The organism is Prevotella sp. AM42-24, from assembly GCF_003461825.1.
Taxonomy (GTDB): domain Bacteria; phylum Bacteroidota; class Bacteroidia; order Bacteroidales; family Bacteroidaceae; genus Prevotella; species Prevotella hominis.
On record NZ_QTXV01000035.1, the window covers coordinates 1 to 13,487 of the forward strand.

7 protein-coding genes are annotated in these 13,487 nt (G+C 47.4%); all 7 read left to right on the forward strand.

The features are described from left to right. The first annotated feature begins 284 nt into the window (after positions 1-284). The 7 genes from DW917_RS10820 (at position 285) to DW917_RS10850 (ending at position 13,437) form a co-directional block, all read left to right on the forward strand. Positions 285-3,629 (forward strand): alpha-amylase family glycosyl hydrolase, encoded by a 3,345-nt coding sequence (locus DW917_RS10820; RefSeq protein ID WP_118118636.1) that lies wholly within the window; start codon positions 285-287, stop codon positions 3,627-3,629. A gap of 267 nt (positions 3,630-3,896) precedes the next feature. Beyond that, positions 3,897-5,039: a DUF2027 domain-containing protein gene (locus tag DW917_RS10825; RefSeq protein WP_118118638.1), complete on the forward strand. Its 1,143-nt coding sequence runs from the start codon at positions 3,897-3,899 to the stop codon at positions 5,037-5,039. Between the two features lie 26 nt (positions 5,040-5,065). Continuing rightward, positions 5,066-7,060 (forward strand): NAD(+) synthase, encoded by a 1,995-nt coding sequence (locus DW917_RS10830; protein WP_118118640.1) that lies wholly within the window; start codon positions 5,066-5,068, stop codon positions 7,058-7,060. 481 nt (positions 7,061-7,541) lie between these two features. Further along, the gene (gene ileS, locus DW917_RS10835) at positions 7,542-11,153 is read left to right on the forward strand and encodes an isoleucine--tRNA ligase (protein ID WP_118118643.1); all 3,612 of its coding nucleotides are present in this window, start codon (positions 7,542-7,544) and stop codon (positions 11,151-11,153) included. A 191-nt stretch (positions 11,154-11,344) separates the two neighbouring features. Beyond that, complete coding sequence (locus tag DW917_RS10840; RefSeq protein ID WP_118118677.1) at positions 11,345-11,731, forward strand: TraR/DksA family transcriptional regulator; 387 nt, start codon at positions 11,345-11,347, stop codon at positions 11,729-11,731. Beyond that, complete coding sequence (locus DW917_RS10845) at positions 11,732-12,385, forward strand: lipoprotein signal peptidase (protein ID WP_118118645.1); 654 nt, start codon at positions 11,732-11,734, stop codon at positions 12,383-12,385. Between the two features lie 2 nt (positions 12,386-12,387). Beyond that, a complete protein-coding gene (locus DW917_RS10850; protein ID WP_118118647.1) occupies positions 12,388-13,437 on the forward strand; it encodes a DUF4296 domain-containing protein in 1,050 nt (349 codons plus the stop codon). Positions 13,438-13,487 lie beyond the last annotated feature (50 nt).

Genomic DNA, 13,487 nt, shown 5'->3' on the forward strand with positions numbered 1-13,487 from the left:
GATGCTGAGTACATCCTCGCTCCTGGTGTATATGTTTGCGGCGGTAAGAAGTACGTCATCAAATAATCATCTGATACTCTTTTTGAATACGCAAGTTTTCGGCAGAAAACTTGCGTGTTTTTTTATGCAATCGTTTGCATGTGTTTATTTTACTTTCAGATGCAATCGTTTGCACACAAAAAAGAGTGGGTTGGGCTTTGTTTCTTTGTAAATACCATATATTTTGGCTAAATTTGCAAATAGAATAATATTTAACTAAATATCTTAACTTAACACTACAATTTATGAGAAGGTTTACAAAGAAGCTTTGGGCGGCATTGCTGCTCCTTCTGGTCTCAATGCAGTCGATGGCGACGGATGTCTTCACATCTAATCGTACAGACTTCCGAGACGAAAGTATCTATTTCATGATTACCACTCGTTTCTACGATGGTGATCCTAAAAACAATGTGCTCTGCTGGGACAATCAGGCAGCACAGATTGAAACCAAGGACCCTTGTTGGCGAGGTGACTTCCAGGGCGTCATTGACAAGCTCGACTACATCAAGGCGCTTGGTTTCACAGCCATCTGGATTACTCCTGTCGTACAGAACGCATCCGGTTATGACTACCACGGCTATCATGCTATGGATTTCCAGCATGTTGACTGCCGCTATCAGAGCAGTGATGGTAAGAGTGGTGACGTGATGTTCCAGGAACTCATCGATAAGGCTCATGCCAAGGGTATCAAGATTATCCTCGATATCGTGCTCAACCACACTGGTAACTTCGGTGAGGAGAAGCTCTGCAAGCTGTTCGATCGTAACACACAACTTCGCAACCAAGCTTACATCGATGCTTGTATGACCCCTACAGAAACTTTGGGTAGTGACTACCTGACCATCCTTCCAAAAGATCAATACCACCGTCGTCTTACCATGATGAAGAATATGGATGGTCAGAACCGTGATATTCACAACTACTGGCACCATTACGGTCAGTTCGGTTGGGATGATCCATCCCGTTGGTGGGGTCAGATTGCTGGTGACTGTGTTGACCTCAATACAGAGAACGACGAGGTAGCTAAGTATCTCGTAGATTGCTATGGTCAGTTCATCAAGATGGGTGTGGATGGTTTCCGTATCGATACATCTGGTCACATCTCACGACTCACTTTCAACCATCAGTTCGTTCCTCAGTTTGCTGCCCTCGGTAAGCAGTACGAGAATAAGCGATTGAACAAGGCTCCTTTCTTTATGTATGGTGAGGTTTGTACCCGTGGTCACGAAGCAACCTATAGAGGTCAGGCTAATCTTTCTTGCTACTTCTATACATGGAAGTCTGATGAGTCTTTGATGAATCAGTGGGATGGAAGCCAAAGCTTCTGGGACGCTCAGGTATTGCCAGAGGGTTCTGGTCCTATCGGTCCTCAGGCACTCTGCGGTAAGGAATCATTTGGTGACAAGAAGAGCGAAAATGCTAAGATGATCAATGGTGCATGGCATGAGCCAGACTATTCTGAGGCAAGTGGTTTCAATGTAATCGACTTCCCAATGCACTATAGCTACAATACAGCTAAAGATGCATTCCGTCTCGCTCAAGAAGATGAACTTTATAATGACGCTACATACAATGTAGTATATATTGACAGCCATGACTACAGTCCAGGCCCTAATGATCTCAACCGTTTCGGTGGTACAGATGCTCAGTGGGCTGAGAACCTCTCTCTCTTGTTTACCTTCCGTGGTATTCCATGTATCTACTATGGTTCTGAGGTTGGTTTCCGTCGTGGTGTAAGAATCGACCCAGGTCCTAACGGTCCTCTTTCTGAAACTGGTCGTGCTTACTTCGGTGGTTATATCACAGGTGATGTAACAGCAACAGACTTCGGTGAGTATAAGGCTACAGGTAACGTAGCTGCTACTTTGAATCACGATGTAGCTCAGCACCTCATCCGTCTGAACAAGATCCGTCAGGCTGTGCCTGCTCTCCGTAAGGGTCAGTGGACAACAGATGGTTGTAAGGCAACAGGTAAGAATGGTATCGCTTTCAAGCGTGCTACTAAGGATTGCTATGCGCTCGTAGCCCTCAATGGTGGTGCTACCTTCACAGATTGCCCAGCTGGTACTTATACCGACGTGGTAACTGGTAAGACATATACAGGTTCTACTATTGAAGTAGAAGCTCCTTCTACTCAGGGTCAGCTCCGTGTTCTCGTAAAGGACTGGAATGGTGGCAAGATCGGTGAGGATGGTGCTTTCATCTACGATACTACAGCTAAGTCTCTGGACGGTCAAGACTATGATGGTAATGAGGAGGCTGGTACAATTTGGAACGAGCAGGGTCCTATTCAGCCAGCAAGCGTTTCATTCTCACAGGCTGGTGGATCATTCCGTACTGAGACTATTAACCTGACAGTTACTCTCTCTGAAGACGCTAAGTCTGGTTGGTATCAGATACAAGGTCAGGATAAGGTGAACTTGACTCCTGGTGTGAGTGAGAACCTTACCATTGGCGAAGGTATGAACTTTGGCGACACCAAGACTATTGAGTGGAGCGCAGAGGCCCAGGACGGTAAAGTAAAGAGCGGTAGCTTGACCTTCAAGAAGGTGGACCCTAATGCTTCTATCACGGTTTACGTACAGGCAGAAAATGCTCCTTTTATCTATGCTTGGTCAAAAGGTTCTTCTGTTAAGGAGTTGACAGGTGCATGGCCTGGTACAAAGATGACAGAGTCTGAAGAAATCAATGGCGAAAAGTACTGGACTTGCGCTTTTGATGGTGTTGAGACCTTCAATGTCATCTTGAATAATAATAGCGGTGCACAGTCTGGTGACATCACTGGTATCACAGGTGATATCTACCTGAAGTATGACGGCGGTGCAAATGCTCAGAAGATTGACGCTCCTGTCAATACTGCAGCCAAGGTTACTTTGAGTCCTAATGGTGGTGACTTCGAGAAGACTGTTTCCGTAACAGCCACACTGAGCAACAATGCCAAGAGCGGTTGGTATAAGATTGGTAATGGCGAGCAGGTAGCTCTTACTCCTGGTAAGGCTGCTACATTCACTCTCGGTGCTGACATGATGGAAGGCGAGAGCAAGACTGTAACTTGGAGTGCAACCAATGCAGATAATGAAACCAAGACAGGTTCTGCAACCTTCAACAAGATTAAAGAGGTAGTTGTTCCTGCTCCAACAGGTATCTTCGCTTACTTCCTCGCTCCTTCAGACTGGAGTAAGGTAAACTGCTGGGCTTGGAGTGATGCAGGCAACTTTACCGGTGGTAACTGGCCAGGTGTAGCATGTACCAAGACTGGCATGAAGAAGAATGGTCTGGATGTCTGGATGTGGAAGTATGATGGCGATTTGACAACTGCTCCTACCATGATCATCTTCAACAACGGCGGTGGTCAGCAGACAAAGGATTTGGAATTCGTAAACGGTGTAGTTTATAACCGTGACGGTAAGACCAACGAGACTATCACAACAGGTATCAACCAGGTAGTTAGCAAGAAGGCTCCTGCTAAGTTGAAGATTTACTCTATCAACGGTCAGAAGGTAGCTGAGGTAGGCAGCATGGCAGATGCTGAGTACATCCTCGCTCCTGGTGTATATGTTTGCGGTGGCAAGAAGTATGTCATCAAGTAATCATAAACTCTCTTCAAATACTTAGGGATATACGTTCTCTCTTTGAGAGATACTAATATATCAATATTTAATTAATCAAAGTAATAAGTTTTCCGGTCGGGCTCTTTGGAAGAGCTTGACCGGTTTTTTTGTTTCGTTTGTTTTCCTCCTCTGAATTGTTTTTCGTCAAATTCATCGAAATCTGCACGAATTGTGATAAAAAAGATAAAACTTTTCGCCATTTACAATATCTTTTGTATCTTTGCACCAAACAAATAGAAAACAAAGATGAAAATAGGTGATAAAGTAAGATTCCTGAGTGAAGTGGGAGGCGGAAAGATCTCCGGCTTCCAGGGTAAAGATATCGTGATGGTGATGGACGAGGATGGCTTCGAGATTCCTACTTCCATCCACGACGTGGTAGTGGTGGAACAGGACGACTATGCCATGGGTAAAATGATTTCTGCCAAAATGGATGCCAAACAGGCTGCAGAGGAACGTTCCAACACGGAACTGAAGAACGATAGCCGAAGCATTAAGTCAATCCTCAACCAGCATGATGTGGAGGTGGATATGAATGTGGAAGAATATGATGCTGCCGACCGTGAGATTACCTTCCAAGCTCCTGCCCGTGAACGTGATGGTGGCAACAAGCTCAGCGCTTATCTCGCCTTCGTACCGGTGGATATCAAGGAAATCACGAATACCCGTTTCGAGACTTACTTCGTCAACGACAGCAACTATTATATCCAATATACCTATCTCGTAGCTGAGGGTAATGCCTGGACGCTGAAGGGCTGTGGAGAGGTAGAACCGAACACGAAGCTCTTCATCGAGGAGTTCGGTCGTGACGTGCTCAATGAGATGGGGCATATTGCCGTCCAAATGGTAGCCTACAAGAAGGATAAGCCTTTCCTCCTCAAACCAGCTACCGATGTGCAGTTCCGTCTGGATCCTGTGAAGTTCTACAAGTTGCATCTCTTCGAGGAGAATGATTTCTTCGAGACACCTGCCTTGCTCTTCACTATCGTGGAGAATGATGAGGTGGCAAGACCATTGGTCGTTGACTCTAAGAGATTGAAGGAGCAGATGTATAAGGACGAGAAGATTATCGCCAACGAGAGCAAGAAGAAGCAGAAGAAGGACGACGGAACCGTGGTGATCGACCTGCATGCTGACGAGGTGCTGGAGACGACTGCCGGCATGAATACTGCCGATATTCTGCACTACCAGGTAGATGTATTCAAGAAGACTATGGCTGAATACAAGAACCGCAAAGGTCAGAAGATTATCTTCATCCATGGAAAGGGTGAGGGAGTACTCCGTCAGGCCATCGTCCACGAACTGAACTACCGCTATAAGTCCTGCTCTTATCAGGATGCTTCCTTCCAGGAGTATGGTTATGGAGCAACTCAGGTTACGATTAAGTGAAGAACGAAGAGTGAAGAATTATGAATATGAAATATGGCTTTATGAAGGTGGCAAGTGCAATCCCAGCAGTACGTGTGGGAGATGTCATTTTCAATACTCAGAAGATAGAAGAACAGATTATCTTGGCTGAGGGCAAGGGTGTGGAGGTGATTACTTTCCCTGAACTTTCGCTCACGGGATATACCTGTCAGGACCTTTTCCGCCAGCAAATCCTGTTGGAGGCAACGGAACAGAGCGTGATGATGCTGCTCGATTTCACCCGCAAACTCGATATCATCGCCATTGTGGGCGCTCCTGTCGTGGCAGGTGATCTGTTGCTCAACTGTGCAATCGTCATTCAGCAGGGACAAATATTGGGCATCGTGCCAAAGACCTACCTGCCTAACTACAGTGAGTTCTATGAGAAGCGATGGTTTGCATCGGCTCAGGATCTCCGTGAACAGGAAATCCGTTTTGCCGGACATAAGGTGAAACTGACTCCTGACGTGCAGCTCTTCCGTACCTTCGACGGATTCCAGTTTGGTGTGGAAATCTGTGAGGATGTATGGGCTCCTGCGCCTCCAAGCAACAAGTTGGCTTTGGCGGGTGCTGACATCATCTTCAACCTCTCGGCTACAGATGAGCTGATAGGCAAGAATAGTTATCTGAAGAGTCTGCTCTCTCAGCAGAGTGCCCGCACGATAACGGGCTATGTTTACAGTTCCTGCGGATTTGGTGAGAGTACCCAGGATGTGGTCTATGGAGGCAACGCTCTGATCTATGAAAACGGTGCTTTGTTGGGTGAAAGTGAACGTTTTAGCTTAGAGGCTCAAATGGTTGTGGCTCAGATTGATGTGGAGAAGCTTCGCTCTGAACGCCGCACCAATTCTACCTACGTGAATGCCCAGCGCAATATTAAATATTCCGTGCTCAACAAGCAGTTTGGTATCACCGTGATTGATACACATCCTGCCGAGAATGTCCGTGATTTCGTATTGGAGCGCGAGGTGAATCCGCATCCTTTCATCCCTGCTACTGCCGATATGAAGGCTTCCTGCGAGGAGATCTTCAATATCCAGGTGATGGGTTTGGCGAAGCGAATCGTGCATACCCACGCCAAGACCGTGGTGGTGGGCATCAGCGGAGGACTGGACTCTACGTTAGCCCTGTTGGTTTGCGTGAAAACATTCGATAAATTGGGCATGAACCGCAAGGGCATCATCGGTGTCACTATGCCGGGATTCGGAACCACCGACCGCACCTACAACAATGCCATTACGCTGATGGAGAGTCTTGGCATCACCATCCGTGAAATCAGCATCGCCAAGGCTGTAACTCAACATTTCGAGGACATCGGCCATGATATGGAGGTGCATGATGTAACCTATGAAAATTCGCAGGCGCGCGAGCGTACACAAATACTGATGGATCTTGCCAACCAGTGTGGCGGTATGGTGATCGGTACGGGCGACCTCTCGGAATTGGCACTCGGTTGGGCTACCTATAATGGCGATCACATGAGTATGTATGGTGTGAATGCCAGCATCCCTAAGACCCTGATTCGTCACCTGGTGAACTACGTGGCAGAGAGTGGGGTGGATGAGCAGAGTCGCATTACCCTACAGGATATCATCGATACGCCGATCAGTCCGGAGTTGATACCTGCCGACGAAAACGGCAATATCAAGCAAAAGACGGAAGATCTGGTGGGACCTTACGAGTTGCATGATTTCTTTCTCTACTATTTCCTGCGCTTCGGTTTCCGTCCGAGCAAGATCTTCCTGCTTGCCAAGAAGGCTTTCTTGGAGACGACAGGAGAGCGCGTGAAGATCAGTGATAATGATCCTGATTCCTATGATGAGGAGACCATCAAGAAGTGGCTCAAGACTTTCGTGCGCCGTTTCTTCAACCAGCAGTTCAAGCGCAGCTGCCTGCCTGATGGACCGAAAGTGGGAAGTGTGAGTTTGAGTCCTCGTGGCGACTGGCGCATGCCTTCTGATGCTACTTCTACCATCTGGTTGCAAGAAGCAGAAAGCCTGTAGTTTAGTGTAAAAACTGTTAAATATAGAACAGAATCATCCCACTTTGCCAAATCTTTTCTTATATTTGCAAAGTCGAATATTGATTTAATAATCAGAGTTAAGAGTTATGGATTTTGCATTAACTATAGTTTTGATGGGATTCGCTGAAGGAATGACTATTGTTTATGGCTTTCTGGCAGTGATTGCATCTATTATGTTACTTTGGCTGAAAAGTAAGTGGGGTCAGAAGTGGTTGGATAGTCTGGACTGATTTTCAACCCCAAAATCGTTTTAGATTTTAGCATTTGGGCTGATGGTTTCCGTTGCCAGCCCTACATGATATTGTTTCCCGATTTAAGCATCAAGAGCAATTCTGATGTTTAAATCGGGATTTTTAATGGAAAAATTATATAAATTTAAAAGCGATTATTCGGTAGAAAGATATTTTTTTCGTAACTTTGCGCCCAAAAGTAAAAATAATAATAATAAATATACAGATAATATGGCTAAGAAATTTGCCGAGCACAATGGTCTGAATTTGACAAAGACCAACAATGACGTTTTAGCAGAGTGGGAGAAGAACGACATCTTCCACAAGTCTATTGACGAGCGTGAAGGCTGCCCTCAGTTTATCTTCTTTGAGGGACCTCCATCAGCTAACGGCCACCCGGGTATTCACCACGTGTTGGCACGTAGTATCAAGGATACATTCAACAGATACAAGACTATGAAGGGTTTCCAGGTACACCGCAAGGCGGGATGGGATACTCACGGACTTCCTGTTGAACTCGGTGTCGAGAAGGAACTCGGCATTACCAAGAAGGATATTGACAACAAGGCTTCTGAGAAGTATATCTCTACAGAGGACTACAACCATAAGTGTCGCGAGAACGTGATGAAGTTCACTGCTGAATGGCGTGATCTGACCGAGAAAATGGGTTACTTCGTAGATCTCGATCATCCTTATATCACTTACGATAACAAGTACATTGAGACTCTCTGGTGGCTCCTCAAGCAGCTCTACAACAAGGGTCTGCTCTACAAGGGTTACACCATCCAGCCATACTCTCCAGGCGCAGGTACAGGTTTGAGCTCTCACGAGTTGAACCAGCCTGGCTGCTATCGCGACGTGAAGGACCTCACCACCACAGCCCAGTTCCTCATCAAGGATCCTAAGGCTGAGTGGACCAAGTGGGGTAAACCATATTTCATCGCATGGACTACTACACCTTGGACATTGCCATCAAATGTGGCTCTCTGTGTGGGTCCTAAGATTGACTATGTAGCTATTGAGACCTACAACCTCTACAATGGCGAGCCTATGACACTCGTGATGGCTGAGGCTTTGGTAGGTTCTTATCTGAAGGCTGACCAGGAGTGCAAGGAGGGCGATCTCCTTCCATTCGACAAGGAGAAGAAGCAGTGCCCATGGCGCATCATCGACCACATGAAGGGTACCGACCTCGAAGGTTTGCACTACGAGCAGCTCCTTCCTTGGGTGAAGCCATGCGAGAAGGTAGATGCTTTCGCGCCTCAGTTTGTTACAGAATATGCAGCTGCTCATCCTGAGAAGGTATTTGCTTCTGAGGATGGTCGCGATAAGTTTGTTGAGATGGACAGCGAGGCTTTCCGTGTCATCCTTGGCGACTATGTTACTACCGATGACGGTACCGGTATCGTTCATATCGCTCCTACATTCGGTGCTGATGACGCCAAGGTAGCTAAGGATGCCAACATCCCTGCGCTCTACCTTATTAATAAGAAGGGCGAGACCCGCCCAATGGTTGACCTCCAGGGTAAGTTCTATCTCATCGAAGACCTCGATGCCAACTTCGTAAGCGCTTGCGTCAACAAGGAGGCATACGCTCATCACGCAGGCGACTACGTGAAGAATGCCTACGATCCACAGTTTAATGTGGATGGTGTTTGGGACAAGAAGGCTTCTGATAAGGCTGAAGACCTGAACATCGTAATCTGCTACGAGTTGAAGCAGGAGGGCAAGGCTTTCAAGAGCGAGAAGCACGTGCACAACTATCCTCACTGCTGGCGTACCGACAAGCCTATCCTCTATTATCCATTGGATAGCTGGTTTATCAAGGATACAGCCCGCAAGGAGCGCATGGTAGAACTCAACAAGACCATCAACTGGCAGCCTGAGAGCACCGGTACAGGCCGTTTCGGCAACTGGCTTGAGAACCTGAACGACTGGAACCTTTCACGTTCCCGCTTCTGGGGTACTCCATTGCCAATCTGGCGTGATGAGAACCGTGGCGAGAAGTGCATCGGCAGTCTCGAGGAACTCTATGCTGAAATCGAGAAGTCTGTGGCTGCTGGCATCATGCAGAGCAACCCATTGAAAGAGAATGGTTTCGTTCCTGGCGACTACAGTCAGGAGAACTATGATAAGATTGACCTCCACCGCCCATACGTTGACAAGATCGTATTGGTCAACGAGGAGGGCAAGCCAATGTATCGTGAGAGCGACCTGATTGACGTGTGGTTCGATTCAGGTTCAATGCCTTACGCCCAGCTCCACTACCCATTCGAGGGAGAGATGGCCCGTGGCACAGAGGCAGACCGCGATGCACTCATCCACAGCACCTACGAGGGATATGCTATTCCTCCTAAGTTCTATCCAGCCGACTTCATCAATGAGGGCGTGGATCAGACCCGTGGATGGTTCTTCACCCTGCATGCTATCGCTACCATGGTATTCGACAGCGTAGCCTTCAAGAACGTCATCTCTTCTGGTCTCGTGCTCGATGCTAAGGGCAACAAGATGAGTAAGCACGTGGGTAACGTGACTAACCCATTCGAGATGATCGATAAGTATGGTGCCGACCCTGTTCGTTTCTATATGATGACCAACAGTGAGCCTTGGGACAACCTCAAGTTCGACCCTAACGGTGTAGATGAGACCCGTCGTAAGTTCTTCGGTACCTTATATAATACATACAGCTTCTTCGCCCTCTATGCTAACGTAGATGGTTTCGATGCAGAGGCTGCTCAGGTGCCATTCGAGAAGCGCCCAGAGATCGACCGCTGGATTCTCTCTTCACTCAATACCCTCATCAAGGGCGTTGACAGAGAGTTGGCTGGCTACGATCCAACCCGCGCAGGCCGTCTCATCGACGCTTTCGTCAACGATGACCTCTCTAACTGGTATGTTCGTCTGAACCGTAAACGTTTCTGGGGTAAGGAGATGAGCGAGGATAAGTTGAGCGCTTACCAGACTCTCTATACTTGTCTGATGACAGTGGCTAAGTTGTTGGCTCCATTCGCTCCATTCTATGCTGACGAGTTGTATCACGACTTGGGCGGCGAGTTGAAGAGCGTACACCTGGATAAGTTCCCTGTAGCTGATGAAGCAGCTATCGATGCAGACTTGGAGGAGCGTATGGCCATCGCCCAGAAGATTACTTCTATGGTATTGGCATTGCGCCGCAAGGTGAACATCAAGGTGCGCCAGCCACTCCAGCAGATCATGATTCCTGCCGTAGATGATGTACAGAAAGCACACATCGAGGCTGTAGCTGGTCTGTTGAAGAACGAGGTGAACGTGAAGGAGGTGAACTTCATTGAGGGTCAGGGCATTCTCGTGAAGAAGGTGAAGTGTAACTTCAGAGTGATGGGTAAGAAGTTCGGTAAGCTGATGAAGGGTGTTGCAGCCCAGATGTCAGCACTCGATCAGGATCAGATTGCAGCTTTCGAGAAGGCAGGCAACATCACATTGAATATCGACGGACAGGAAGCCGTAGTAGAGGTAGCCGACGTGGAGATTATCTCTGAGGATATCCCAGGATGGCTCGTTTCTAACGAGGGCAATCTGACCGTGGCACTTGAGGTAGAATTGACTCCAGAGTTGAAGAAGGAGGGTATGGCACGTGAGTTGATCAACCGTATCCAGAACCTCCGCAAGGAGACCGGTTTGGAGATTACCGACCGCATCAAGGTGACAGTGGCTTCCAATGAGGAGACCAACGCAGCCATCGAGGCATTCGGCGACTACATCAAGGGTCAGGTGTTGGCAGATAGCATCGAAATCGGTGACAACGCAGGTGTTGAGACCGAATTTGATGACTTTAAGTTGAACATTCTCGTAGAGAAGAATTAAATCATGTAAGGAGTTAGAAGTAAGGAGTCAGGAATATCCCCGAAAAGCAGAGATGGAGTCCCTCCCGAGTGGAGCCGGAATTCCCCTCAAGAAGGAGTTTTCCCAACTGTTTGCTTCTAACTTCTGCTGTTTATCCGGAAACAAAAATAACTAAATAAACAAGATTAAAAACTGCATAACAATAAATGTCTATGGCTAACGAAAAACTACGTTATAGCGATGAGGAGCTCGAGGAGTTCCGCGCTATTATTGAAGAGAAATTGAAAGTGGCTCGTTTGAACTACAAGGAGATGATGGCTCAGCTGAATCATTCCGACAGTAATGATATCGTAGATACATCACCTACCTACAAGGCTCTCGAAGAGGGTAGTGAGGCCCAGAGTAAGGAAGAGATCATACAGATGGCACAGCGCCAGCAGAAATTCATCAAGAGTTTGGAGGCTGCGCTGGTCCGTATCGAAAACAAGACTTATGGTATCGACCGTGAAACTGGTGAGCTGATTCCTAAAGAGCGTCTTCGTGCTGTTCCTCATGCCACATTGAGTGTAGCTTCCAAGGAGGCAAGAAATCGTAAATAAATGAAAGAAAATAAAAAGGTAAAGACAGGCTGGCTCGTCACGGCAATGGTGGTGATACTCTTGATAATCGACCAGATTATCAAGCTCTATATCAAAACCCATTTTTGCCTTGGCGAGTCGGTTCGTGTTACAGATTGGTTTTATATTGAGTTCGTCGAGAACAATGGTATGGCATGGGGCATGTCGTTCATCGGCAAGTTCTGGCTCAGTCTGTTGAGGCTTGTTGCCATCTGCGTGCTGTTCTGGTATCTGCGCCGCATCATTCAGCGCGGAACCCACCGCAAGCTGTACATCTATCTTGTGGCATTGGTGCTGACGGGTGCCATCGGCAATATGCTGGACTCCATCTTCTACGGTCTCATCTTCACGGCTTCATCCACCGAATATGTTTCCTATATGGTGCCTTTCGGAACGGGTTATACTGGTGTGCTGATGGGCAAGGTGGTGGATATGTTCCGCTTCCCATTCTTCACTTATACGTGGCCAGACTGGGTGCCTTTCTTCGGTGGACAGCATGGTACTTTCTTCGACCCAGTATTCAATTTCGCTGATTCCTGCGTTTCTGTAGGTGTCATCTCGCTCCTATTTTTCTGTCGTAAGGAACTGGAACAGTTGGGAGGAGGAAAGAAGGAAAATGAACAAGAAAAGGAATAAGAATGAAATCATTGAATAAAGCATTTTGGGGTATCTTCTTGGGTGTCAGCTTCTTGGCATGTATTGCTTCATGTAAGCCTTCGGTGCCGGGAGAGTATCTTTCCGAGAAGGAAATGGAGAATGTGCTCTACGACTTTCATATTGCTGAGGCGATGGCCAACGATAATTCCCGCCAGGATGGTGATGCTGCGATGATTACTTATCGCGAGGCCGTTTTCAAGAAACATGGTATTACGGCTGCCGAGTTTGATTCGTCGATGGTCTATTATATGCGCCATACGAAACTGCTGCACGACATCTACGTGAAGTTGAGCGACCGGCTTACTGCTGAGGCGCAGGCGATGGGTGCTGACGTCAGTGATTTGAACAGTCTGGGCGATATAGCTTCCAGTGATACTGCCAATATCTGGAAGGGTCCTTCTGCGATGGTGCTTAGCACTTACAAGCCTTACAACTATTATAGTTTTGAGGTTCCGGTGGATACTTCGTTCCATAAGGGCGATAAGCTGATGCTCAATTTCCAGGCACAGTTCCTCTTCCAGGAGGGTATGCGTGATGGTGTGGCGATGCTTGCTGTCACCTTCAAGAACGATAGTGTGGCTTACAGCAATTCCAGTATGTCCAGTTCGCAGAGTTATTCTATTCAGGTGGAAGACCGCGACAGTTTGGGCATCAAGAGTGTGAAGGGCTATTTCCTCCTGAACGTGGGCGATTTCGGTGGTGCAGCATCCTATACCACCATGAAGCTGATGTTCGTGCATCATATCAAGCTCGTGAAGCTTCGCATGAAACAGCAGACGATGGGAAGTCAGACTACAGCAGGGGATTCTGCTAATGCTCGAAATGAGGGTCCGAATGCTCCGGGGGTTCCTGGTTCCGGTTCATCTGCTGGTTCACCTGCAGGTTCGGTTTCTGGTTCATCTGCTGGTTCTCCTTCAGGTTCATCGGTTTCTCCTGTATCAGGCCGTTCTCTTCCTCTTCGTCCTCAATTATCCGGTCCAGGCGGTTCAGCCGTTCCGCCAGACAGACTTCAGAAGATAGAAGTGAAATGATAAGGATTGGAAAGATTGAAGGCAAGAGAATTTAGGAAAAGATTCCTTCT

Bases quoted from the DNA above. Each gene is read 5' to 3' on its own strand.
- ileS (WP_118118643.1), top strand. From the start codon at position 7,542: ATGGCTAAGAAATTTGCCGAGCACAATGGTCTGAATTTGACAAAGACC.
- DW917_RS10830 (WP_118118640.1), top strand. From the start codon at position 5,066: ATGAAATATGGCTTTATGAAGGTGGCAAGTGCAATCCCAGCAGTACGT.
- DW917_RS10850 (WP_118118647.1), top strand. From the start codon at position 12,388: ATGAAATCATTGAATAAAGCATTTTGGGGTATCTTCTTGGGTGTCAGC.
- DW917_RS10845 (WP_118118645.1), top strand. From the start codon at position 11,732: ATGAAAGAAAATAAAAAGGTAAAGACAGGCTGGCTCGTCACGGCAATG.
- DW917_RS10840 (WP_118118677.1), top strand. From the start codon at position 11,345: ATGGCTAACGAAAAACTACGTTATAGCGATGAGGAGCTCGAGGAGTTC.
- DW917_RS10825 (WP_118118638.1), top strand. From the start codon at position 3,897: ATGAAAATAGGTGATAAAGTAAGATTCCTGAGTGAAGTGGGAGGCGGA.
- DW917_RS10820 (WP_118118636.1), top strand. From the start codon at position 285: ATGAGAAGGTTTACAAAGAAGCTTTGGGCGGCATTGCTGCTCCTTCTG.